The sequence below is a fragment of the Micromonospora fiedleri genome, from assembly GCF_016774385.1.
Classification (GTDB): Bacteria; Actinomycetota; Actinomycetes; order Mycobacteriales; family Micromonosporaceae; genus Micromonospora; species Micromonospora gifhornensis.
Genome location: NZ_JAETXL010000008.1, coordinates 219,118 through 242,308, shown reverse-complemented (window position 1 = coordinate 242,308; position 23,191 = coordinate 219,118). Strand labels below are relative to the sequence as shown.

Here is a 23,191-nt window from a genome sequence, read left to right as displayed (position 1 = left end):
GGTGCCTGGGCTGGTCGAACGTCTGGGCGGACGCCTCGCTAGAGCAGGCTGAGCTGTTCGGGTGCCGGGGCCGGGGCGGCCGGGACCTGGCGGTGCTCGCTCCGGTCGGGCCGGTACAGGCCGTGTCGCCGGGCGGCGACGCGTACCCGGGCGGTCAACTCCCGCTGGTAGGGCTGCGGCGCGTAGGCGCCGGACCGGTACAGCTCCCGGTAGCGGGGGACCAGGTGGGGATGTTCCCGAGCGAGCCACTGCGCGTACCACTCGCGGGCGCCCGGTCGCAGGTGCAGCGGCAGCGGCGTCACGCTGGCCGCCCCGGCGGCGGCGATCGCCGCGACGGTGGACTCGATGGACTCGTCGTCGTCGCTGAGGCCGGGCAGGATCGGCGCCATCAGCACCCCGACCTCGAAGCCGGCGTCGGTGAACTGGCGTATGGCGTCGAGCCGTCGCTGGGGACTCGGGGTGCCCGGCTCGACCGAGCGCCACAGTCGCTCGTCGACGAAGCCCACCGAGAACGACACCCCGACCCGGGTCGCCTGCGCCGCCTGCCGGAGCAGCGGCAGGTCACGCACGATCAGAGTGCCCTTGGTCAGGATCGAGAACGGGTTGGCGAAGTCGCGCAGCGCCTCGATGATCGACGGCATCAGCCGGTATCGCCCCTCGGCCCGCTGGTAGCAGTCGACGTTGGTGCCCATCGCCACGTGCGCGCCACGCCATCGCGGTGCGGCCAACTCGCGGCGCAGCAGCTCACCCGCGTTGACCTTGACGATCACCTGCCGATCGAAGTCCGCTCCCGCGTCGAAATCCAGATATGTGTGGGTCTTCCTGGCGAAGCAGTACAAACACGCGTGGCTGCAACCCCGGTACGGATTGACAGTCCACTCGAACGGAACGCGGGAGGTGCCCGGGACCTTGTTCAGGATCGATCTGGCGTGCACCTCGTAGAAGGTCATGCCGGCGAAACCCGGGGTGTCGAAGGTGCGGACGACGGCGCCGGGCAGCGCCAGCGGCAGGGGTGGAGTCGCTGGCGCTGCCCGTCCGGGGACTCCCTCGACCGGGGGAGCGGTGAGGTTCTCCCAGCGCATGGCCATCATTCGAACACACGTACGACCGTGCTGCAAGTGGCGCGCCGGTCGGCGGCCGGAGATGGCGGTGGCCGGGGCTGTTGAGCCCCGGCCACCGCTCATGCGGCCTGCGCGGTCAGTGGTTGTGCTCGGCGAGCTTCTTGCGGACGTCGTCCATGTCCAGCGCCCGGACCTGATCGATGAGGTTCTCCAGCGCCGACTCGGGCAGCGCGCCCGGCTGGGCGAAGACGATCACGCCGTCGCGGATCGCCATGATCGTGGGGATGGAGCGGATGTCGAACTTGGCCGCGATCTCCTGCTGCGCCTCGGTGTCGACCTTGCCGAAGGTGATGTCGGAGTGCTTTTCGGACGAGCGCTCGAACACCGGAGCGAACCGCTTGCAGGGGCCACACCAGTCGGCCCAGAAGTCGACCAGGACGATGCCATCGCTCTCGGTTACCTGGTCGAAGTTAGCGGTGGTCAGCTCGACGGTTGCCATCTGAATCTCTCCGATCACGCGGAACAGCTACGTCTGGTGGAACTTCGCGCCACCCTGTCGCATTCCCGTCGGAGCATCCCCGAAACCGGGCCGCGGGCGGCAGGGCTGCGGCTTTAGCACACATCGATCATCTTCGGTTTGCGTCGGCGCTACCGGCGCGCAAATGCATGTCGCATTTGCGTGACGGCCGGTGATGGGAGCGTTTCCAATTAGGACCGGCTTCAATCGTGCTACGGAACAGTAACTTGGGCGTTGACGGGCACCTATGCGACCTGCAGAGATCGCCTGGAAGGGGAGGTTTGGTGACGCAGAGTAATGTAACAAAAATATAAATGTGACCTCGGTCTCTGTGCAGTCGGATGGGCGTACGGCAGAATCTTGAGCCATCAGAGCGTGGGCGGCGGGTGCCGGGGAGGGCCCCGCCGCTCATTGCGTCCGGCCCCGGTTGATGGCCTTCTTCGCCGCGGCGGACCAGTTGCCGCAAGCCTGTTGGCGGCCACCGGGCCCGGATGCCTTCTCCTCCGATTCACCTGCCGCGCTTGGTCTCGTCCAGCGGCACCGGGCGGTTTCGCCACCCGCGCAGATTCCCGGTTGACCGCCCCTGGCCAGCGACGCGCCGCATATGCTGACGCCGGAGGTCGCGCCATGAGCGAGCGCAGCGAGCGGATCAGCAGACGCGGCGCCGGGGTGCCTCGGATCGGCGGCAGACGCGGCGGAGAGCCGGCGGATCGTGGGTCCAGCGCGGCGCTGCCGCCGGGCGGCACGACGCAATGCGGAGTACGGGCATGAGCCGACCGGCCCCAGGCGGGCCGCCGCAGGCCGACCACCCGAACGTGTCCCCCGCCGCGACGGGCTACTCCGCCACCGAGTGGGATCTGATCACCGGTCTACCCGGCCGGGTGATCGCGGTCGCCACCCAACCTGGGCCCGGGCGGCCGTACCCGGGCGTGGCGGCCGGGCTCGCCGGCCTGGAGGCGGTGGCGGCTGGACGCGCCTTCGACAGCGACCTGGTCCGTGCCGTGGTGGCCGCGATCTACACCCGCCACGAAGAGGCGACCGCACCGCAACCGCAACCGCGACCCACCGACCTGGTGGACGTGCTCGCGGCCTGCCGGGCGGTCGTCCGGATCCTCGACCGTCGGGCCGACCGCGCCGACTCGGCGGCCTACCGGCAGTGGGTGCAGTCGGTGGCGGCCCGGGTGTGCCGCGCCGGGTCCGCCGTACCGCCGGACGGCACGCTGGCTCCGGTCGATCGTCGACTCCTGGACCGGATCGGTGGCGCCCTCGCACTTCGCTGACCTCGTGTGCCCGTCGGTGCCGGTCGGCACGGGGCGTACCCTGCCTGACCGTGACCGATGAGCAGTACGAGGTCGGCGTGGGTCCCTGGCCGGGGGATCCGCCGGACGACCCCCGCTACGACCCGCAGCTGCTCGCCGAGGGCGACCGGCGCAACGTGGTCGACCGCTACCGCTACTGGCGGCGCGAGGCGGTGGTCGCCGATCTCGATCTGCGTCGGCACGACTTCCACGTGGCGATCGAGAACTGGCAGCACGACATGAACATCGGCACGGTGGTGCGCAACGCCAACGCCTTCCTCGCCGCCGAGGTGCACATCGTGGGCCGGCGGCGGTGGAACCGGCGAGGCGCCATGGTGACCGATCGCTATCAACATGTACGCCATCACGAGTCGATCGACGACTTCGTCGCCTGGGCGGGCCAGCACGACCTGCCGCTGGTCGGGATCGACAACCTGCCCGGCTCTCGTCCGCTGGAGAGCAGCACGTTGCCGCGCCGGTGCGTCCTGCTGTTCGGTCAGGAGGGACCGGGCCTGTCGGACGCGGCCCGTGCCGCCTGCGACCAACTCTTCTCCATCGCCCAGTACGGCTCCACCCGCTCCATCAACGCCGGCGTGGCGAGCGGGATCGCCATGCACGCGTGGATCCGAGCCCACGCCGGCCCGCCACCGGACTGACCGGCGCGCCGCGCCGGGTGGCGACATCGCAACCGGCAATGGCGCCGCTCCGCTTGACGGCGGGCGGCAGGCGGGTGACGGTGGAGACGTGACTGTTGCGGTGAGTTGCCCGAGATGCGGTGGGTCGGTGCGGCCGCCGGACCTGATGCACGCGGAGTCGCGTTGCCCCGACTGCGGCCCGGTCGCTCCGCTGCACGTACCCGAGAACATCGGTGCCGAGATCGTGGCGAGCGTGGTCGACCGGATCCAGGCCGCGCAGCCAGGGCAACCGGCGGTGCCGCTCTGGTGCCCGTGGCCGTTGCCGCCGGGCTGGACCACCACCGGCGTGGCATGGGCCGGTGACGACCGGCTCGGCGTACGGGCCACCGCAGTCGCCTGCGCCGGGCCGGAACCGCTCGGCGGTGGGCCCGCCGACCTGGTGTTCGTGGCCGAGGAGCCGGGGGTGGGGTTGGGTGCCCGCTACGCCGGTGTGCCGGGTCCCGATGCGGGCCCGGAACTCGCCGAGGCGTTGACCGAGCCCGGTCCCGGGCATCCGGGCCATGTCGGACGCGCCGGCATCAAGGTGGCCGGTCACCCTACTCCACTGTGGTTGATCAATTCCCTGACGGATCGAAGCGCGTACGCCGGCGAGGCTCGGGGATTGTGGCTGTATGCGATAGCCTGGCCCGCGAGCGCGGGACATCTGCTTGCCGAGGACGTGGTGTTGCACGACCTGGTGGAGTGGATGCCAACCGAGCTCGTGTACGGCGCACCGTCTCCTTACCTGCACGGGAAGGCTTGACAAGCCCCCCGGAATGTCGGAGAACGGACGCAGATATTCACGGTAAGACACCACGCTGATACTCTGGGTGCCGCTGCGGTAATGGGACCCGGCGCCGCGCGAGAGGATGGCCCGCCATGGTCAAGAAGGTCCTCACCTGGGCCGGAATCGCATTCTTGATCTTCTTTGTCGCCTACCGGCCAAATTCTGCTGCGGACGTGTTCAAGTCGCTCGGTGGCGGCATCATGGACATCGCACAGGGCTTCGGCGACTTCTTCACCAGCCTGGTCGCCTAGCCGCCGATGGGAAGCCCCTCCGGCCCGCCCTTCGACCCCGACGATCCCGATCGGGCTCGTCGGGAACAGGACACCGAGCCGATTCCCCGGATCGACCCCGATGACGGTCCGGGTCGCGGCCCCGGTTCACGCCCCGACCCCTACTCCTCCGACGGTCCGTTCTTCTCGGACGACGCCGGCTACGGCCCAGGCCCCGACTACGTCGACGACGACCGGTCGGGGCGGGCCTGGGTAAGGGACCCGGAGGCGGGCTACCAGCCGCCTCAGATCTCCGAGGACGAACTGGCAGGGCTGCGCGCCGACGCCAGTGGCATGACCCCACGCCGGGTCCTGCCACTGGAAGACGAGCCCAGCTCGCTGGTCGCCCGCTACCTCTTCCCTACCGAGCGCTACCGGGGCGAGTGGAAGCGGCACTGGGTCCACCTCGCCACGCCGATCGTCGTCGGTGTCGCCGCGACCTTCGTGCTCGGCTACCTCTCCGGCTTCCTCGCCGGGCAGGACGTCGGGGCGCTCACCACGGTCGCCGTGCTGCTCTGGTTCGCGGTGATGGGTTGGGTGGCCTGGAAGGTCGCCGACTGGTGGTACGACCGGTTCATCCTGACCAACAAACGGGTCATGGTGGTCAACGGCATCATCACCCGCAAAGTGGCCATGATGCCGCTGACCCGCGTCACCGATATGAAGTACGAGCAGTCGCCGGCCGGTCGCGCGCTCAACTACGGCACGTTCGTGCTGGAGTCGGCCGGTCAGGAGCAGGCGCTGCGCGAGGTCAAGAACCTGCCCAACCCCAATGAGCTCTATCTCCGCGTGGTCGAGGAGATGTACGAGCCGCAGGCGGTCGAGGCGCGGTTGGGCAAGGAGCAGGACGAGGCCAAGGCTGACGATGGTGCCTGACGGTTCCTGACCGAAAATCGGAGCCAATGCGCATCTTCCGCCCTCGACCTGCCGGTCCGGCCGTGGCAGGCTGCCCGCAGAGCCCGGTACGGGGAGGTGGCGCGTGGCCAGCAGTGATCCGCTGGAGGACGAGTTCCGTGACTTCGTCACCGCCCGTTCCAGCGCCCTGCTGCGGACCGCGTACCTGCTGACCGGAGACTGGGGCACCGCGGAGGACCTGTTACAGACCGCGCTGACCAAGACGTACCTGGCCTGGAAGCGCCTCGGCGGCATCGAGGCGATCGAGCCGTACGCCCGGCGTGTGATGGTCAACACGTCGACGAGTTGGTGGCGGCGTCGCTGGCACGGCGAGCGACCCACCGAGGTGCTGCCTGAACGGCCCGGCGTCGACGAGATCGAGCAGCAACTGGACCGGGACGTGCTCTGGCGGCACCTGCGGGCGCTGCCCGCCCGCCAGCGTGCCGTCCTGGTGCTGCGCTTCTACGAGGACCTGTCGGAGTCGCAGACCGCCGCCCTGCTCAACATCTCGACGGGCACGGTCAAGAGCCAGACCTCCCGTGCGCTGGCCACCCTGCGCCGCCGGATCGGCGCGGACGAAGCCTTCGCGCTGCCCGGCGCGGCCTCGTCGAGCGTGGACCCGCCTCGGCGGGCCGGCACCGCGACGCGGACCGGCCAGCCGCTTCCGACCCGGCAGACCCGTCCCGACACCTCGGTGCCCGCGACCCCGGCACCGGCGACTCCGACCGGTGTCCCGGAAGCGGCCGGTCAGCCCGACCCGGCGATGGCCGCGCACCGGCAGGACCGGTCCGAGGTCGCGCCGGACATGGCAGCGCAGCGGACGGCCGTCGAAGGGTCCGCGCAGGCCCCGGCCGCCGTCGCGAAGCCGGACAGTGCCCTGGCGGGGGAACGGCGGTGAACGCCGTTCCCCGAGATCGTGACAACCCGAGCGGGGCTCCGGATCGTCAAATGAACGTGGAGCAGGACGGGCTGGAACGGGCCGTCCGGGAGGAGTTGTCCCGGCGGGCCGCGATGCCGCACGCGACCGTCCCCGATCCGGCGGACGCCGTGATCCGGCGAGCGAAGCGGATCCAGCGTCGCCGCGCCGTGACCGGAATGAGCTTCGCCGCAGTGGCGATGGTCATGGTCAGTGCCGGCGCGACGCAGCTCGGTCAGGAGCCCCCACCGAACGGCACCAGGGTGGTGATCGGCGAGCGTGAGCAGCCGCCCGAGGTGACCTGGACGCCGACCGCCCCGGCACCCAGCCCGGCCAATGGCACCCCGCTCGCCGAGGTCGACCTCGTGCTGGGCGAGGCGATCGCCACCGCGCAGGGCCGCCGAGTGAGTATTGCCGGTGTCGGCCGGATCGAGCGGGCCCACCGCCTCGCCGACGGTCGCGGCTGGCTGGTCGTCAGCGCGCCGGGACTGGCCGGCCGTTTCCTCTGGGCGGTGTCGCCCACCGGTGCGGTGCAGGTGCTGCTCGCCGGTGCCGACGAGATCGTCGTGGACGCGGAAGGCCACCAGGTCGCCTGGAAGCAGGGTTCGGTGCTGGCCAGCGCGCGGATCATCAACGGCGAGTTGTCCCCCGCCGCCCGCGCCGAGGTGCCGGCCGAGGCGATGCCGCTGCGGATCGTCGAGGGTGCCGTGCTGGTACGGCTGGCACCCGACCGCCCGGGGCATGCGCTGTGGCGCCTGCATCCCGGGGTGTTCGAACCGGGCACCGACCGGTCGACCAGTCGCATCTTCGGTGCCCTGCCCGACGGCCGGCTGGTCGGCGAGGTCGTCACCGGCACGGCGACCTGCCTGACATTGCTCGACCCGGCTGGCGGCCTCGCCCCGACCGGCCCGGAATGTGGGCCGAGACTGGACGGGGACGGGCTGGGTTCGGTGTCGCCGGACGGGCGTTGGCTGCTGGCCAACGGACGCTCCGACGACGGGGACAAGGCGCTGTTGGTGGACCTGGCCCGGCTGGACCGGCCCGTCAAGCCCGTGGTCGCCGGCCCGGCGATCAGCGGCGCCGTGGCGTGGAGTACCCCGAGCACCGCCTACTACCACGCCGACACCGTCGACCGCCTGGCCCGGGTGGACGTCGATCGGGCGACCAAGGGTGCCTCCCCGACCCTGATCGCCCTCACCGGCTGGCCCCCCGACCAGCCGCCCGTGGTGGTCAGCCACGGCGGCTGAAGCCGGTAGCCTCGGGCGATGCTGCCCCGGATCGACCTGCACACCCACTCCACCGCCAGCGACGGCACGCTCAGCCCGCCGCAGTTGGTTCGTGCCGCCGCCGAGGCGGGGCTCGATGTCGTGGCCATCACCGACCACGACACCACCGCCGGATGGGAGCCGGCGCTGCAGGCTCTGCCGGGCGGGCTGCGCCTGGTCCGAGGCGCCGAGCTGTCCTGCCGCTGGAACGGTGTCGAGCCGTCGCTGCCGCTGCACCTGTTGGCGTACCTCTTCGATCCGGACGCGCCGGAACTGGTCGCGGAACTGGCCCTGGTGCGTGCGGCCCGGCTGCAGCGAGGGGAGCGCATCGTGGCCCTGCTGCGGGCCGACGGCATCGACGTCAGCTGGCCGGAGATCCTGGCCGGGGCGGGTGGCGGGACGGTCGGCCGGCCGCACATCGCGCAGGCGCTGATCCGGGCCGGCCTGGTCGCCACCACCACCGAGGCGTTCGGCCCCGACTGGTTGGGGGAGCGGTACCGGCTGCCCAAGGAGGACATCGATGTCTTCCAGGCCGTCCGGCTGATCCGGGCGGCCGGCGGCGTGCCGGTCTTCGCCCACCCGAGGGCCACCCGGCGTGGCCGGATCGTGCCGGACGAGCTGATCGCCGAGCTGGCGGCGGCGGGTCTGGCCGGCCTGGAAGCCGATCACGAGGACCATTCGCCCGCCGAGCGGGCGCACGTGCGTGGCCTCGCCGCCGACCTGGGTCTGCTGGTGACGGGCTCGTCGGACTTCCACGGCACGCACAAGACGGTTCAGCTGGGGGCGTTCACCACCGCCCCCGAGGCGTACGAACGGATTGTCGCCGAGTCGTCCGGTGTGGTCGAGGTCGCGTCCGGCTGATCTCGGTTCCGGCCGCACCGCTACGGTGACCAGGTGGATCTCAAGCTCTTCGGCGAGGTCTTCGTGACCCTGCTGGTCATCGTCGACCCGCCGGGCATGATGCCGATCTTCCTCGCCCTGACCAGCCCGCTGGCGGCGCGGGAGCGCAACCGGGCCGCCTGGCAGGCGGTCGCGCTCGCCCTCGGCGTGATCGTGGTCTTCGCGGTCGCGGGGCAGACCCTGCTCGCGTACCTGCACGTCGACCTGCCGGCGTTGCAGGCGGCGGGCGGACTGCTGCTGGTGCTGGTCGCGCTGGAGCTGCTGACCGGCAAGACCGACGATCCGACCAAGCAGGCCACCTCCAACATCGCCCTGGTGCCACTGGGTACGCCGCTGCTGGCCGGCCCCGGCGCGATCGTGGCCACCATGCTCTTCGTCCAGCAGGCCGACGTGGCGGCGGACTACGTGGCCATCGCCACCGCCATCGTCGCGGTGATGCTTACCGTCTGGATCGTGCTGCGCTTCTCCGGCGGCATCGTCAAGGTGCTGCGGCCCGGCGGCATCGAGGTGCTCACCCGCATCGCCGGCCTGTTGCTGGCGGCGATCGCCGTGCAGCTCATCGCGGACGCGATCTTCGCGTTCGTGGCGGACTTCACCGCCACGCGCTGACCGGTCGGGCGCAGTGTCGGGGGTGGATGGCAGGATCGCAGACGTGCGACGACCCTCCCCGACCGGACGACCCGCCGGACGACCCGCCGCCGGTGGGCGTGCGCCCCGGCCGCGCGACGCGCAGCCGGAGCAGCTCGGCTTCGACGGCATGCCGGAGCGGCTGTTCGTCTGTACCCCGAGCAAGCTCGGCGCGTACGCGGACTGCCCCCGTCGTTACCGCTACACGTACGTCGACCGGCCCGCCCCGCCGAAGGGCCCGCCGTGGGCGCACAACTCCCTCGGCGCCAGCGTGCACACCGCCCTGAAGAACTGGTACGCGCTGCCCACCGACCGTCGCCGCCCCGAGGTGCTGCCCACCCTGCTCAAGGGCACCTGGGTGCGCGACGGCTACCGTGACGACGAGCAGGAACGCGAGGTCTACCGCCGGGCCCTGGGCTGGCTGGAGGCGTACGTCGACGGGCTCGACCCGGCCGACGAGCCGGTAGGCGTGGAGCGGGTGGTGGCGGTCAAGACCGGGGTGCTGGCCTTCAACGGCCGCGCCGACCGGATCGACGGGCGGGCCGGCAGCGACGGTCCCGAACTGGTCATCGTCGACTACAAGACCGGCCGCACCGGGCTGGACTCCGACGACGCGCGGGGCTCGCAGGCGTTGGCCCTCTACGCGTACGCGGCCGAGCGGGTCTTCCGCCGGCCGTGCCGACGGGTCGAGCTGCACCATCTGCCCAGCGGCACCGTCGCCGCGCACGACCACACCGTCGAGTCGCTGGCCCGGCAGGTGTCCCGGGCGGAGGAGACCGCCCGCGACATCATGGCCGCCGAGCGGACCGTCGCCGACGGCGGCGACCCGGACGAGGCCTTCCCCACCACACCGGGCCCGCGCTGCGCCTGGTGCGACTACCGCCGCACCTGCCCCGCGGGCGCGACGGTGCAGGGCAAGGAACCGTGGGCCGCGGTCGACCGCCCCGCCGCACCCCCCACCGAGCAGGACTGAGCCGTCCGGAGGCTGCTCAACCGGTGCCGGCGGGTCAGGCGGTGGGGGCGGTGCTGGCCAGGTTGGCGTACCGCTCCTCGGCGGCGCGGCGCATCGGGCCTTCCCGCCAGTCGCGGGGCAGCGCGGTGAGGGCGAGCCGCAGCGTGCGTACCGTCACGTCGGCCGAGAGCGCGGTGGTCGGCAGGCCCAGCCCGCCGTAGAGCCGCCGGGCCCAGGCGGGCAGCAGGGCCAGCGCGGTGCCGGCGATCCCCAGGTACGCCCACCGTGCCGGGCTCAGGTTGAGCCCGATCCGGGCGGGCAGACTGAGCTTCCACGGCAGCGGCGGAGCGGTCAGGAACAGCGCGGTCTCGGCGGCCTCCCGGGTCATCCGCAGCTCGGGTCGGACCTGCCGGTAGTACTCGGCAACCTCGGCGGCGGTGCCGGGCACCGTCTGCGGGTCCAGCCCCACCAGGGCGGCGACCCGACGCTGCTCGGTGTAGTAGGCGTCCACCTCGGCGGCGTCCAGCGGCACACCGGCACGGCGTCCGGTGTCGAGGAACGACTCCACCTCGGTGACGTGCACCCAGCGGAGCAGGTCCGGCTCGTCGATGCGGAACCGCTCACCGGTGGCCGGGTCGACCGCGGTCATCCGGGCGTGCAGCCGGCGCAGCCGCCGACCGGCCTCCTCCGCCTCGGCGGTGGTGCCGTAGAGGGCGGTCCCGACGTAGTTGGCGGTGCGGATCAGGCGTCCCCAGGCGTCCTGGCGGTAGTTGCTGTTCTGCGCCACCCCGGCCATCGCCCGAGGGTGCAGCGCCTGAAGGTAGAGCGAACGCAGACCGGCGACGAACAGAATCGGCTCGGCGTGCAGCTTCCACGACACGGATCCAGGGCCGAACAGGCCGGCGTCGGCAGACTCCATCATCCAAGCCTGCCACGGCCCCCGGTCACCGCTTCAGCGCACGGTCAGTGATCAATGGCACGGCGGGTCTGGCAGGCCGGGCAGAGACCCCAGAAGGTGACCTCCGCCTCGTCGACCTGGAAGCCGTGGGCGGTCCCGGAGTCGAGGCAGGGGGCGTCGCCGACCGCACAGTCGATGTCGGCGATCTCGCCACAGCCACGGCACACCACGTGATGGTGGTTGTCGCCGACCCGGGCCTCGTACCGGGCCGGGCTGCCGGCCGGCTCGATCCGGCGGGACAGGCCGGCGCGGGAGAGCGCCCCCAGCACGTCGTAGATCGCCTGGGTGGAGACCGAGTCGAGGCGTTCCCGCACCTGGCGGGTGATCTCGTCCACTTCGAGGTGGCCACCGCCGGCCAGGACGTCGAGCACGGCGAGGCGGGGCCGGGTGACCCGCAGGCCCTTCGACCGGAGCAGCTCCTCGCCGGTTGGCATGCGTCAATGACAACACGCCGAACTCTTGGCGACAACCAGACGCGGGCCCCGGCGCCGGCGGTTTGATCAGCCCGACGGTTGAACCGTGCGGATCGGCCCGGCGTGTGAACCAGCAGGGCGATGGGCGGGCGATCCGGCGCGCCGTACGCTGACAGCCACGATCATCAAGCCGGAGGTGTCGATGTTCGAGAAGGCGCTGGGCCTACCCCTGCACGTGCTGGTGGTGCACGCGGTCGTGGTCTTCGTACCGCTGCTGGTGCTGCTCGCCCTCGCGTACGTCGCGCTGCCCCGGTTCCGGGCCCGCCTGGACTGGGCGGTGGCGGCCCTGGCGGTGGTGGCCCCGATCACCGCGTGGGTCAGCGTGCAGTCCGGCGAGGCGTTGCAGGAGCGGCAGATCGCGCGCGGCTTCTCCGGCGAGATCCTCGACAAGATCAACGAGCATGCCGAGTACGGCGACGTGCTGTTCTGGATCACCCTGGGACTGGCCGTGGCGGTCGTGCTGTTGCTGGTGGCGACCGGCCGTCACGACCGGCTGCCGAAGCTGCCCAACTGGGCTGCCCCGGTGCTGTCGGTGCTGGTGCTGGGGCTCGGGGTGGCCGCGCTGGTCTACGTCTGGCTCACCGGGCACTCCGGTGCCGAGATGGTCTGGGGCAACACCTTCGAGTAGCAGTGCCCCGGTGCGGCATCCGGGTTCGCGTCAGAACAGCGCCCGGGTGCAGAGCAGGCAGACCAACGCCACGAGGACCACGCCGGCGACCGCGCCCACCCCCCAGGTCACCCGCTGGGCCCGCTGTTCCTGCGCGTCGAGGGCGATCATGTCCTGCGGCGGCAACTGTCGGGGCGGGTTGGCCTGCAGGTGCACCGGTGGCCGCCAGCCGGCCGGCGGCGCGACGGTCGGTGGCGGCCCGGAATAGCCGACCGGCCCGCCACCCGGCGTCGGTCGCGGCGGCGTCGGCTCGCCGGAGGCGGCCCCGTCGTCGGTCTCGGGTCGACGCCACGGCTCGTCGGAGGTCGGGCCGGGTCGGGAGGTCGTCACGCCGTCCGACGCTACCAACCGCACCGCCTGGAGACGGTCAGGCCGCCCCGCCGTGCCGGTGAGTGCAGCTCGATCAGCGCGCCGGTCACGGCGCAGGCTAACCTTGCGCCTCGTGATGACGCAGGAACCCCGCAGCCGGGGCGACGACGACCGGGTGGTCGACCTGGGCGACGACTTCACGGTGCTGCCCGAGCAGACCGCCGACGACACCGACCAGGGGTGGGGCGAGCGGACCGGCGACAACGACGACCGGTTGCTGGCCGAACGCCCGCCGCACTGGGACTGACGCGCCGGCGACCGGCCGACTCAGGAGGTACTGGCGGCAGCCGGTGCCTTGCCACCGCCGGAGGAACCGCTCGACGAACCGCCTGTCGAACCGGACGACGAGCTGCTCGACGGGGTCGACGGCGTACTCGTGCCGGAGGAGGACGAGTCGGATCCGCTGGACTTGCTCGTGGTGCTGCTCGACGTGCTCTCCGAGCCGGACGAGCGGGAGTCGGTGCGGTAGAAGCCGGAGCCCTTGAAGACGATGCCGACGGAGTTGAACATCTTCCGCAGTCGCCCCTCGCACGCGGGGCACTCGGTCAGCGGCTCGTCAGAGAAGGACTGCACCGCCTCGAGCTGGTGACCGCACGCGGTGCAGGCGTACTGGTAGGTGGGCACGTTCTCCTCCGGATCTGATACGGCCGGGTTGGCACTCGACGTGTTCGAGTGCCAATGGTGCGTCATCGGGGCCCGATTCGTCCAGCGGACGTGTGGGTCACGACACCCGAGAGGGGGTCGAGCGAGAGCAGACCACCGGCCGGGGTGACGACCGCGCGTACCGGCCGGTCGTGACGTTCGGCCGGGAGGGTGTCGAGCAGTTCCCCGTCGTACAACGGCGTCACCGTCAGGACGTTCGCCGGCACCCGGGCCAGCGCCCGGTCGTACGAGCCGCCGCCCCGGCCCAGGCGTACGCCTCGGCGGTCCACCGCGACGGCGGGCGCGACGACCAGGTCGGCGGTGGCGATCGCGGTCAGCCCCAGCCGGCTCGTCGCCGGTTCCCGGATGCCCCGGCCGGTGGCCACGAGCGCCTGCGGCCCGGCCCAGGCGGCCCAGTCCAGATCCAGATCGTCGCGCAGGACCGGCAGCAGCACCTGCGCCCCGGGCGGCAGCGCGGCGGCGAGCACCGCCGGCAGTTGCGCTCCACCGGGCTCGCTGCCGACCGGCACGTACGCGGCGACCCGGGCCGGCCGCAGTCGGCGTACCAGGGCAGCCAGCTCGTGCTGGACGCGCGCCGCAGCTGCCTCGCGCTCGATTTCGGTCAGGGCCCGACGGCGGGCGAGCAGCTCGATCCGCACGGCTCGCTTCGCGTCATGCGTCACTTCCGCGTCTTCCGCAAATTCCGGCACGCAACACTCCTCACGCAACGCTCGTCATGTGGTTGCTCTGTGTCAGCATCGCAGGCAACGGTCGCGCAACTTCCGGGGGGAAGTGTTGACGCTACGCGGGCGGTTGACAGCAGCCTTCCTGGCCGTGGCGTTCGGCCCGATCCTGTTCGGGGCCGTCTTCGTCGCCTCGACCGTGACGGCGGTGGACCGTAGCCGCGCCACGGAACGGCTGGCGGTGGCCGCCGCTGCCGCGCGTACCTCGATCGACGCTCTCTGCCAGCAGTTGCGGGCCGCCGCGGACGCCGTCGCCCTGACCACCGACCACCGGAGTGCCGCCACCCAGGTGGTCGGGCGGGGACTCGCCGCAGCCGTGCAGGTCACCGACGTGACCGGACAGATCGTCGTGTCCACCCCGAACGCTCCGCCGGCACCCTGGCGGGACTGCGGTGACCACGTCCGGCCCGCCGGGCCGGTCGCCGCGCTCGCGGTTCGGGTCGAGTTGCACGACGTCAGCGGCGCAGCGCTGGGCACGGTCACCGCGGCGCAGCCGGTCGACCCGATGCTCGTCGCCCGACTGGCGGCGGTGACCGGGGTCGCGGTGACCCTGCTCGACGGTGCCGCCCCCACCCTCACGGTGGCCCACTCCACCGAGTCCGACGGCGGTGCGGAGGCCGTCCTGGCCGCCGCCTCCGCGCTGCACGAGGAAGGCGTGACCAGCACCCCCGACGGGCGTTACCTGCGGCGGGTCGGCCCGACCCCGGGGCAACCCCTCCCACTGGTGCTGTCGGTGCCCAGTGACCAGCCAGCCGGGCTCTACCCGGTGCTGATCGCCGTCGTGCTGCTGGCGGCCCTGCTGGGCGTGGCGGTGGCGTGGCGGTTGGCCCGGGTGACCACCCGGCCGCTTGTGGAACTGGCCGGCGCGGTGGACCGGGTCGCCGCCGGGGACCTGACCGCCCGGGTGCCGGTACGCAGCGGCGACGAGATCGGCCGGTTGGCCGAGGCGTTCAACCGGATGACCCGGGAGACCGGCGGCTACCTGGCGGCGCTCGCCAGCAGCCGGGACCAGCTGCGTGGCCACCTCGCCGTGCTCGGCGACACCCTGGCCAGTACGCACGACCTGCAACGGATCCTGCGGGTGATTCTGCACAGCGCACTCGCGGCGACCGGGGCCCGGGCCGGCGCCGTGCTGCTCACCGAGCCGGGCGGGATGCTCGTCGCGCAGTGCACCGAGGGCCTCGACGAGTACTGGGCCGGCACCGGGACACCGCCGGTGCCGCTGGGCAGCAGCGTGGTCGGTGCGGTCGCGGCCACCGGCCAGCCCTGCCGGGGACGGATGGAGGCCGCCGCCCCCGGCGAGCCGCGGTGCGGGACGTACATCGCGGTGCCGTTCGCCGCCCCGGAGGCCGGCAGAACCGCGGACAGCCGCTCCGGGGAGGAAGGTGCAGCGTCGGCCCGGCCGTTGGGGGTGCTCGCTCTCTATGACCGACTCGGCGGGGAGGAGTTCGACGACGACGACCTGGCGACGCTGCAGACCTTTGCCGGGCACGTGGCGGTGGCGGTCGACAACGTACGCGTCCACGAGGAGGCGCAACGGCTGTCACTCACCGACCCGCTGACCGGCCTGTGGAACTACCGCTACCTGCGTGAGTCGCTGCGTCGTGAGGTGGAGCGGGCCAACCGGTTCGGTCGGATGGTCAGTGTCCTCGTCCTCGACCTCGACCGGTTCAAAAAGATCAACGACACGTACGGGCATGCGGCCGGCGACACCGTGCTGGCCGAGTTCGCCCGCCGGGTCCGCGGCGAGATCCGCGAGGTGGACCTCGCCTTCCGCCAGGGTGGGGAGGAATTCGTGGTGCTGCTGCCGGAGACCGACGCCCGAGGTGCCACGATCGTCGCCGAGCGGCTCGGCGCGGCGACCCGCAACACACCGGTCACCGTGTTGGGGCACTCGGGTGTGCAGGAGTCCATCCGGTTCACCGTCTCCATCGGCATCGCCGTCTACCCCGATCACGCCGAGACCGGACTGCGGGTGCTGGAAGCGGCCGACGAGGCGCTCTACGCCGCCAAGGCAGCCGGTCGGGACACCTGGCGGGTGGCGCAGGACACGAGTCGGATCACCGACCCGGTCGACGGCGGCACCGGTGTACGGCCCGCCCACGCGGCACCTCCCACCCGGGAGATGTCGGTGTCGGCCGTGACGAGCAGCCCGGTCGACGGCCTGCCCCGGGCTGGTCCTGTCGACGCCACCGGTGTCTGCGCCGAACGCGACGAGTCCGCCTGAGACGGTTGTGCCCCGCACCGGCTGAACCGGTCGGGTGGGCGGCGCGTCTTCCGGTCCTCACCCGCCGAGGTGCGGTCGTGGCCGATAGTCTCGCGACATGTCGGAGCACTCAGCGAACCCCTCAGCGGCCGCCACCGGTCGCCCCCGTGCCGTCAAGGCCGTGATCCCGGCTGCGGGCCTGGCGACCCGGTTCCTGCCGGCCACCAAGGCGGTTCCCAAGGAACTGTTGCCGGTCGTGGACCGCCCGGTGTTGCAGTACATCGTCGAGGAGGCCGCGCAGGCCGGCATCGGCGACATTCTGCTGATCACCGGCCGGGGCAAGACATCGATGGTCGACCACTTCGACCGCCGGCCCGACCTGGAGGAGCGGCTCGCGGAGAAACCTGACCTGCTGGCCGCCGTCAAGCGGACCGAGGAACTGGCGGCCATCTACACCTGCCGGCAGCCCGAGCAGCTGGGTCTCGGCCACGCCGTCGGGTACGCCGAGTCGCACGTCGGTGACGAGCCCTTCGCGGTGCTGCTCGGCGACGAGTTCGTCAACCTCTCCGAACCGCTGCTGCCGGCCATGCTGGAGCTTCAGGCCCGTACCGGCGGCGTGGTGCTGGCCTTCTTCGAGGTCGACCCGGCCGAGACCAAGCGGTACGGCATCGCCTCGGTCGAGCCGGCGGAGGCCGAGCTGACCGACATCGGCGAGGTCGTGAAGGTCACCGGCATGGTCGAGAAGCCGGCGCCGGAAGAGGCGCCGAGCAACCTCGCCGTGCTGGGCCGCTACGTCCTGCCCGGCAAGATCTTCGATGCCATCCGGCGCACCCAGCCGGGCAGCGGCGGTGAGATCCAGCTGACCGACGCGATGGAACTGCTGCGGACCGAGGGCACCCCGGTGCACGCGATCGTCTACCGGGGCATCCGCTACGACACCGGTATGCCGCTGGGTTACCTCCAGACCGTGGTGCAGATCGCCGCCGAGCGCGAGGACCTGGGCAGCGAGTTCCGCAAGTGGTTGGTGGAATTCGTCAACTCCGACGCGTCGGGCGGTCGGGATACATGACCGCGACGGCCGACGCCGAGGCGGCCGAAAACGGGTTGACGCCGCTCGCCGACTACCTGGGCAGCGTGCTGCGCAGGTTACGCGCGCTGCCTCCACTCGACCTCGACCTCACCCAGGCGCACGGCAACGTCCTCGCCGAGGACGTTGTCGCGCCGCACTCGTTCCCGGCCTTCGACCAGGCGGCCGTCGACGGGTACGCCGCACGCTGGGAGGACATCGCCGGCGGGGGCCGGGGCGCGATCTACGTCCCGGCCCAGTCCGGCGGTGCGGCCGGCCGCACCGTACGGCTCAACGTGGTCGGTGACCTCGGTGCGGCCAGTTGGCGTCCGGTACGACTCACCCCGGGCTCGTGTTTCTCGGTCGCCGCCGGTGCACCCCTGCCGATCGCCGCCGACGTGGTGGTGCCGGTGGAATGGACCGACCAGGGCATGGCGGCCGTGGAGATCTTCCGCGTCCCCAAACGGGGGTACGGGGTACGCCGTACGGGCGAGGAGGTGGCCGCCGGTGCGGTGCTCGCCCGCTCCGGCACGTACGTCTCGCCGGCGCTGGTGGCGGTGCTCGCCGCCACCGGCATCGGGCACGTGGTGGTCCGCCCCAGCCCGCGGGTGGTGATCGTGGCCACCGGTGACGAACTTGTCGACGTGGGCCGGGGCAGCCAGCCCGGTCAGGTGGTGGACGCCAACTCGCACGCGTTGACCGCCGCCGCGGCGGAGGCGGGCGCGCTGGCGTACCGGGTGGGCATCTGTGACGACGACCCGGAAGGGCTGCGCGGCCTGCTGGAGGACCAGACGCTGCGGGCCGACCTGATCATCACCACCGGCGGCACCGGCACCGGGCCGGGTGACATGGTCCGTCGCATCCTGTCCCGCCGGGAAGGCAACCGGGCCGGCCCGGTCACCTTCACCGACGTGGCGCTCTACCCCGGCACCGCGCTCGGGTTCGGCACCGTCGGCGCCGAGGAGGTGCCGGTGGTCTGCCTGCCCGGCGACCCGGGTGCCGCGATGATCGGCTTCGAGGTGCTGGCCCGTCCGGCGATCAACCTGCTCGCGGGCGCCGAACCGGTCTTCCGGCCCAGTGTGCGGGCACACCTGCTGGAGACCGTCTCCTCACCCGCCGGGCTGCGCGAGTTCCGGCCCGCGCACGTCGCCGAGCGGCGAGGCGGGGGTTACACTGTCCAACCGCTCAATGGCGGCCCGTTCACCCTCTCCGGCCTGGCAGAGGCGAATGGACTTCTCGTACTTGGCGAGCGGGTGACCGCCGCCGCCGCCGGCTCCACGGTGGACGTGCTGCTGCTCGACCGCCGACGCTGACGCTGGAACGTGGAGGACAGGTGCGGTTCCGACAGGCACCCGGCTGGCCGGCGGTACTCACCGACGGTCCGGTGACCCTGCGGCCGTACCGGCGCTCCGACGCGATGGCCTGGTCGGAGGTGCGCTGCGCCAACCGCGAGTGGCTGGCCCCCTGGGAGTCCTCGCTGGGCGGTGACTGGGACCAGCTGAACTCGCCGGCCACCTTCCGGTGGGTGTACCGCGACCAGCGGCGATCGGCGCGTACCGGTGAGGGCATGCCGTTCGCGGTCTGCCTCTACGCCGACGGCGAGGAGCGCCTGGTCGGGCACATCAACGTGGGCAACATCGTGCGCCGCGCGTTCTGCTCCGGCTACGTCGGCTACTGGGTGGACCGCCGGGTCGCCGGCCGAGGCGTGATCCCGACCGCGTTGGCTCTCGTCGTCGACCACGCCTTCGGCCCGGGTGGGCTGCACCGGGTGGAGGTCAACATCCGGCCGGAGAACCGGCCGTCGCGCCGGGTGGTGGAGAAGCTGGGCTTCCGCGAGGAGGCGTACCACCCGCGCTACATGCACATCGACGGTGCCTGGCGCGACCACATCGGATACGCGATGACCAGTGAGGAAATCGCCGCCGAAGGTGGGCTGCTGGCCCGCTGGCACCGGCTACGTGCCCGTACGCCATGATCACGCCGTGAGGCGTCCCACGTGCAGGATCGGCGCGGCGCGGTGGTTCCGGCGACCCTGACCCGTAACCTCAAGTAACTGCAAGCTGCGGCAGGCGCTGCCCGCTCCGCACGTTTCACGTCGCCGACGCCGTTCGGTGAAAGATTCTGCGGCCGGTCGGCGGTTGCTTCGAATCTGGTGACGGGAGGGGTGAGGGTGCCGACCTCGGTGCTCCTCGCCGTCCTCGCCGCCGCCGGTCTGCTCGCCCTCGCTCCGGCGTTGGTTCGCCGGTACGACGCCGCCGAGCGGCTGGTGGCGGAGCGGGCGCAGTCGACGGCGCGGGTGCTCCAGCGCCGCCGACGACGCCGCACTGTCCCCGGACGCCGCCCCGTCAACGCGCCCCGCGCCCTCGTCGTCACGCTCAGCGAGGATGCCGCCTCGGGTGAACTCGCCCCTCCGGTCTCCGGCGTACCCGCCCAACGCCGCCGCTCCGACGAGCCGGCGGATTCGCGGTCCGGCGGATCTTCGTCCGGTCGCTCCGGTGGATCTTCTTCTGGTCGGTCCGACGGATCTTCTTCTGGTCGGTCCGGTGGAGCGCGTTCTGGCCGCTCCGGGGAGTCCGGGGCGGTGTCGCGTCGGTCCGGGCGTCCGAGCCGGCTGCGGTCCGTGCCGCCCGCCGCAGGTCGAGGTCGCCGTCGCCCCGACCGCCGTCGCCCACACACCCCCGCGATCTACCGTCGCCGTCGGGTGCTCGCCGCGTTGTTCCTGCTCAACGCCGTCGAGCTGGTCGGCGTCGCGGTGGTCGGCCCCGGCTTCTGGGTCAGCTTCGGGGTCACCGCCACCCTCCTGCTGGTGTACGTCGTACACCTGCGCGCCCGCGCGCTCGCCGACCAACGCCGCCGCCGCGCCCGTGCCCGCGAAGCCGCCTGGCTCGCCGCCCGCCAAGCGGAGGTACGCCGCGAACAGGCCCGACGCGCCGCCGCCCGCCGCGAGGCCCAACGTCGCCTGGCCGCCCAGCGGGAAGCCGTCCGGCGCGCCGCCATGGGCCTCGACCGCCCCGCCGACCTGCCACCCGCCGCCAACGGCGGCTCGGTCTCCTACCGCCGCACCGGCGGCCTCCGCGGCCGCCCCTACGAAGCCGGCCGAGGCTCCCACTCCGCCTGACCGACCTCGCCCTCACGCCCGCCCCCGCCCGCGTGGCCCGCTGCCGGTCCCCGGCCCTGGCACCCGGCCGGCCCGCCGGTCCCCGGCTCCGCCCGATCCTCCGCCCTGGTCCCCGGCCCAGCCCGGCCCAGCCCAGCCCGGCCCAGCCCAGCCCGGCCCAGCCCAGCCCGGCCCAGCCCAGCCCGGCCCAGCCCAGCCCGGCCCGGCCCGGCTCCCGGCCCCCTGCCGTAGGCCCTCGCGGCTCGTGGCGGTGCGTGATCGACTCCGTTTCGCCGATGTGGGTGTATCCGGCTGGCGCGGACACCGCAACATCGCCGAACTTGTGCGACCGCCCTGAAGCGGAGGCTGGGCGGGCTGGGCGGGGGCGGCTGGGCGGGGCGGTTCGCGGTGGAGGTGGTCGACCTGTTAGCCTTGGCGCCGGCCCGCCCGGTGACAGCCGGGTGGGACCGACGCCGGTTTACCGGCGGAGGGGCTGTGGCGCAGACCGGTAGCGCACCTCGTTCGCATCGAGGGGGTCAGGGGTTCAAATCCCCTCAGCTCCACCCAGTTCAAAGGCCGTTTCCGCTCGCCGGAGACGGCCTTTTCGATCTTGTGAAGCGGTGAAGCGGCAGCGCGCCAGCCTGCTTTGGCTGCGCTTCTGAAGCTTCCGTCGAGACAGCAGGTAGAGGTGCCAAGCGCTGCTGGTGGGTGGGTGACGGCCGTAACGGTGGTTAAGGTTTGACTGTGCCGTGGCGGCATAGTGTTTTCTCGGCGCATGGGTCGAAGCACGTGGGCTTATCTGGGGTCGTACAGCCTGTCTCTGCTGGGGAACGGGGTCGCGTCGGTCCTGTTTCCGCTGCTGGTGCTTGCGCAGACCGGCGACATTCTCGCGGCCGGGATTCTTGCCTCGGTGACCGCCGCTGTCGCTGCGGTCGTGGGTGTGCTGGCCGGGGTGATCGTGGACCTGGTCAACCGGCGGACCGTGTCGATTGTCAGCGATGTGCTGTCGGCGGTGTCGGTCGCCGCGTTGCCGGTCGTGGACGCCCTGTGGGGGTTGAACCTGACGTGGTTCATTGTGCTGGGCGTGCTCGGCTCGTTCGGTGACATGCCGGGGATGACGGCGCGGGAGACGTTGCTGCCTCGGCTCGTTGAACTCGACGGGGGTAAGCCGGGCGCGTTGGAGCGGCTGGTCGGTGTGCGCGAGGCGTTGGCGGGTGCGCTGGTGCTGGTCGGGCCCGGTCTGGGCGGGTTGCTGGTGTGGCTGGTCGGGGTGAACTCCGCCACCTTGTTCATCACGGCTGGGATGAGTGTTGCCGCGGCGTTGCTGTCGTTTGCGATGTCGTCGAGGGCGGGAGAGGTCACCCGGCGGGACGGGGCTGCCGCGCGGGCGGGTGTGCGTACCGTGGTCTCTGATCTGGTGGCCGGGTGGCGGTTCCTGCTCGGGCATCGGCTGGTGCTGGGGGTGAGCATGCTGTCGGCGGTGCTCATCGCGGTGATCGTGGCGTTGCAGACCACGATCATGCCTGCCTATTTTACGAGCGAGAATCTGCCCGAGTTCAGCGGTTTCGCCGCGATGGGGATCGCGGGCGGCAGCCTGGTCAGCGCCGCCATCTACGCGGCGACAGTGGGCAAGGTGTCGCGTCGTACCTGGTTCGTGGTCGGGATGGTCGGCGTCGGCATCGGGTTCAGCGTGATCGGTCTGCTGGCGGCGCCGTGGCTGGTGCTCGCCGCAGCCGTGTTCATCGGATTGACGAACGGTCCCATGTCGGCGGTGTTGGGTGTGGCGACCATCGAGGCGACCCCTGACCAGCTGCGCGGACGGGTGCTCGGCGTACAGAATGCGCTCATGCTCGCCGCCCCCGCGCTCACCGCGGCCCCCATCGCCGCGATCGCTTCGGGTCGCGGGCTCAAGACGGCCGGCATCGGGCTCGCGGTGGTCATCGTGCTGACCGTCATCGTCGCGCTCTGCGCCCCCGCCTTCCGGTCGTTGGACAGGCTGAATCCGGCAGCGGAAGCAGAGGGCTGATCGTGGCGTGGAGCACCCGGCAACTCGCGGACCTGGCAGGGGTCACCCTGCGTTCGATCCGCCACTGGCATGACATCGGGCTGCTTCCCGAACCGGAGCGCCTGACGAACGGTTACAAGCAGTACGGCGCGCGGCATCTCATTCTGGCGCTGCGCATCAGCCGGCTCAGCGGTCTCGGGTTCGCTCTGGACGACGTGGCGCGCATGCTCGCCTCGGAGGAGTACGGCCAGGAGTCGCTGCACGGGCTACGCGCGGAACTCGACACCAGGATCGCCAGACTCGAACGCATCCGCACCGAGATCGACGAGCTGATCCGCCTCGGTGTCTCGCCCGACCTGTCACCGGAAGCGCTGGTCGCCATGGAGACGCTGGGACGCGACCCCGCATCACGTGACGTCGCGATCATCTTGTCCCACCTGATGCCGCGGGAGGACATGGTCGCTCTCGTCGCGGTCCTCGAAGGCGTACCCGAGGAGTTGAGGAGCATCAACACGGCGATTCTCGAACTGCCCGCCGAGGCGTCGGAGGACGAGATCGTCACCCTCGCCGGTCGCGCGGCCACCGCCCTCAAGACATTCATCTCCGCCAACTACGAGACGTTTCCGGATATCGGCAGCGGCCGGGTGAACGCCGATGTCGTCGGCGCGGTCGCCACCGAGAACATGAACCAGGCCCAACGGCGCGTCATGCGCCTCATCCACGACCAGTTGCCCACCGAGACCGGGGGACAGCACGCCAGGCGAAACCGCGCAGCGGCAAGGCGGTGAGCAGTGGCTACGCTCGC

25 protein-coding genes, 1 tRNA gene and 2 pseudogenes are annotated in these 23,191 nt (G+C 71.9%); 21 read left to right on the top strand and 7 right to left on the bottom strand.

Going from position 1 to position 23,191, the window contains the following annotated elements; genetic code table 11:
- Positions 1-38 precede the first annotated feature (38 nt).
- Together JMF97_RS22990 and trxA are read right to left on the bottom strand one after the other, a co-directional pair.
- Complete coding sequence (locus JMF97_RS22990; protein ID WP_203223406.1) at positions 39-1,082, bottom strand: Rv2578c family radical SAM protein; 1,044 nt, start codon at positions 1,080-1,082, stop codon at positions 39-41.
- 115 nt (positions 1,083-1,197) lie between these two features.
- A complete protein-coding gene (trxA, locus tag JMF97_RS22985) occupies positions 1,198-1,560 on the bottom strand; it encodes a thioredoxin (RefSeq protein WP_013731426.1) in 363 nt (120 codons plus the stop codon).
- 785 nt (positions 1,561-2,345) lie between these two features.
- Between trxA and JMF97_RS22980 the strand changes: the two genes are divergently transcribed.
- The 10 genes from JMF97_RS22980 to JMF97_RS22935 all read left to right on the top strand — a co-directional run bounded on the left by JMF97_RS22980 (position 2,346) and on the right by JMF97_RS22935 (position 10,181).
- Complete coding sequence (locus JMF97_RS22980) at positions 2,346-2,858, top strand: hypothetical protein (RefSeq protein WP_203223405.1); 513 nt, start codon at positions 2,346-2,348, stop codon at positions 2,856-2,858.
- Positions 2,859-2,908: 50 nt separating this feature from the next.
- Complete coding sequence (locus JMF97_RS22975) at positions 2,909-3,532, top strand: TrmH family RNA methyltransferase (protein WP_013731428.1); 624 nt, start codon at positions 2,909-2,911, stop codon at positions 3,530-3,532.
- Positions 3,533-3,620: 88 nt separating this feature from the next.
- The gene (locus JMF97_RS22970; RefSeq protein WP_307817055.1) at positions 3,621-4,313 is read left to right on the top strand and encodes a DUF6758 family protein; all 693 of its coding nucleotides are present in this window, start codon (positions 3,621-3,623) and stop codon (positions 4,311-4,313) included.
- Positions 4,314-4,429: 116 nt separating this feature from the next.
- Positions 4,430-4,588 (top strand): hypothetical protein, encoded by a 159-nt coding sequence (locus JMF97_RS22965; RefSeq protein ID WP_007455302.1) that lies wholly within the window; start codon positions 4,430-4,432, stop codon positions 4,586-4,588.
- Between the two features lie 6 nt (positions 4,589-4,594).
- The gene (locus tag JMF97_RS22960) at positions 4,595-5,482 is read left to right on the top strand and encodes a PH domain-containing protein (RefSeq protein WP_013731430.1); all 888 of its coding nucleotides are present in this window, start codon (positions 4,595-4,597) and stop codon (positions 5,480-5,482) included.
- 103 nt (positions 5,483-5,585) lie between these two features.
- Positions 5,586-6,398, top strand: coding sequence for a SigE family RNA polymerase sigma factor (locus tag JMF97_RS31480; RefSeq protein WP_013731431.1), 813 nt, complete (start codon positions 5,586-5,588; stop codon positions 6,396-6,398).
- A gap of 50 nt (positions 6,399-6,448) precedes the next feature.
- The gene (locus tag JMF97_RS22950) at positions 6,449-7,663 is read left to right on the top strand and encodes a hypothetical protein (RefSeq protein ID WP_203223404.1); all 1,215 of its coding nucleotides are present in this window, start codon (positions 6,449-6,451) and stop codon (positions 7,661-7,663) included.
- An 18-nt stretch (positions 7,664-7,681) separates the two neighbouring features.
- Positions 7,682-8,542, top strand: coding sequence for a PHP domain-containing protein (locus JMF97_RS22945; protein WP_203223403.1), 861 nt, complete (start codon positions 7,682-7,684; stop codon positions 8,540-8,542).
- A gap of 33 nt (positions 8,543-8,575) precedes the next feature.
- A complete protein-coding gene (locus JMF97_RS22940; protein WP_013731434.1) occupies positions 8,576-9,190 on the top strand; it encodes a MarC family protein in 615 nt (204 codons plus the stop codon).
- Between the two features lie 148 nt (positions 9,191-9,338).
- Positions 9,339-10,181 (top strand): RecB family exonuclease, encoded by an 843-nt coding sequence (locus tag JMF97_RS22935; RefSeq protein ID WP_238359971.1) that lies wholly within the window; start codon positions 9,339-9,341, stop codon positions 10,179-10,181.
- Between the two features lie 34 nt (positions 10,182-10,215).
- Here JMF97_RS22935 and JMF97_RS22930 read toward each other — a convergent pair whose 3' ends face one another.
- Together JMF97_RS22930 and JMF97_RS22925 are read right to left on the bottom strand one after the other, a co-directional pair.
- Complete coding sequence (locus tag JMF97_RS22930) at positions 10,216-11,079, bottom strand: oxygenase MpaB family protein (RefSeq protein WP_013731436.1); 864 nt, start codon at positions 11,077-11,079, stop codon at positions 10,216-10,218.
- Positions 11,080-11,123: 44 nt separating this feature from the next.
- Entirely contained in the window at positions 11,124-11,552 is a 429-nt protein-coding gene (locus JMF97_RS22925; protein WP_013731437.1) for a Fur family transcriptional regulator, read from the bottom strand.
- Between the two features lie 181 nt (positions 11,553-11,733).
- On the opposite strand from JMF97_RS22925, the gene JMF97_RS22920 reads away from it, so the two are divergent.
- Complete coding sequence (locus JMF97_RS22920) at positions 11,734-12,219, top strand: DUF2231 domain-containing protein (protein WP_013731438.1); 486 nt, start codon at positions 11,734-11,736, stop codon at positions 12,217-12,219.
- Positions 12,220-12,249: 30 nt separating this feature from the next.
- Here JMF97_RS22920 and JMF97_RS22915 read toward each other — a convergent pair whose 3' ends face one another.
- On the bottom strand, positions 12,250-12,588 hold the full coding sequence (locus tag JMF97_RS22915; RefSeq protein ID WP_203223401.1) for a hypothetical protein: 339 nt from the start codon (positions 12,586-12,588) through the stop codon (positions 12,250-12,252).
- Positions 12,589-12,700: 112 nt separating this feature from the next.
- On the opposite strand from JMF97_RS22915, the gene JMF97_RS22910 reads away from it, so the two are divergent.
- Both JMF97_RS22910 and JMF97_RS31475 read left to right on the top strand, forming a co-directional pair.
- A complete protein-coding gene (locus tag JMF97_RS22910; RefSeq protein WP_169804606.1) occupies positions 12,701-12,874 on the top strand; it encodes a hypothetical protein in 174 nt (57 codons plus the stop codon).
- Between the two features lie 48 nt (positions 12,875-12,922).
- The gene (locus JMF97_RS31475) at positions 12,923-13,096 is read left to right on the top strand and encodes a hypothetical protein (protein WP_238360010.1); all 174 of its coding nucleotides are present in this window, start codon (positions 12,923-12,925) and stop codon (positions 13,094-13,096) included.
- Between the two features lie 62 nt (positions 13,097-13,158).
- On the opposite strand, the pseudogene JMF97_RS31470 reads toward JMF97_RS31475, so the two are convergent.
- Together JMF97_RS31470 and JMF97_RS22900 are read right to left on the bottom strand one after the other, a co-directional pair.
- Positions 13,159-13,317: pseudogene (locus JMF97_RS31470) on the bottom strand (FmdB family zinc ribbon protein); the annotation flags it as partial.
- A complete protein-coding gene (locus tag JMF97_RS22900) occupies positions 13,314-13,952 on the bottom strand; it encodes a 5-formyltetrahydrofolate cyclo-ligase (protein ID WP_412101318.1) in 639 nt (212 codons plus the stop codon). The pseudogene JMF97_RS31470 and the gene JMF97_RS22900, both read right to left, overlap by 4 nt.
- A gap of 112 nt (positions 13,953-14,064) precedes the next feature.
- On the opposite strand from JMF97_RS22900, the pseudogene JMF97_RS22895 reads away from it, so the two are divergent.
- The 8 genes and pseudogenes from JMF97_RS22895 (at position 14,065) to JMF97_RS22860 (ending at position 23,174) form a co-directional block, all read left to right on the top strand.
- Positions 14,065-16,327: pseudogene (locus JMF97_RS22895) on the top strand (diguanylate cyclase).
- Positions 16,328-16,336: 9 nt separating this feature from the next.
- Positions 16,337-17,287: a UTP--glucose-1-phosphate uridylyltransferase gene (locus JMF97_RS22890; RefSeq protein ID WP_203223397.1), complete on the top strand. Its 951-nt coding sequence runs from the start codon at positions 16,337-16,339 to the stop codon at positions 17,285-17,287.
- Positions 17,284-18,597 carry a molybdopterin molybdotransferase MoeA gene (locus tag JMF97_RS22885; protein WP_013731445.1) on the top strand — a complete coding sequence of 438 codons (1,314 nt, stop codon included), beginning with the start codon at positions 17,284-17,286 and terminating at the stop codon, positions 18,595-18,597. The genes JMF97_RS22890 and JMF97_RS22885 overlap by 4 nt, the downstream gene beginning before the upstream one ends.
- 20 nt (positions 18,598-18,617) lie before the next feature.
- A complete protein-coding gene (locus JMF97_RS22880) occupies positions 18,618-19,259 on the top strand; it encodes a GNAT family N-acetyltransferase (RefSeq protein ID WP_203223396.1) in 642 nt (213 codons plus the stop codon).
- A gap of 189 nt (positions 19,260-19,448) precedes the next feature.
- Positions 19,449-20,402 carry a SepX/GlpR family protein gene (locus JMF97_RS22875; protein WP_203223395.1) on the top strand — a complete coding sequence of 318 codons (954 nt, stop codon included), beginning with the start codon at positions 19,449-19,451 and terminating at the stop codon, positions 20,400-20,402.
- 468 nt (positions 20,403-20,870) lie between these two features.
- Positions 20,871-20,944 (top strand) — tRNA-Ala (locus tag JMF97_RS22870).
- Between the two features lie 212 nt (positions 20,945-21,156).
- Entirely contained in the window at positions 21,157-22,407 is a 1,251-nt protein-coding gene (locus JMF97_RS22865; protein WP_203223394.1) for an MFS transporter, read from the top strand.
- A gap of 2 nt (positions 22,408-22,409) precedes the next feature.
- Positions 22,410-23,174 carry a MerR family transcriptional regulator gene (locus JMF97_RS22860; RefSeq protein WP_203223393.1) on the top strand — a complete coding sequence of 255 codons (765 nt, stop codon included), beginning with the start codon at positions 22,410-22,412 and terminating at the stop codon, positions 23,172-23,174.
- Positions 23,175-23,191: the final 17 nt, after the last annotated feature.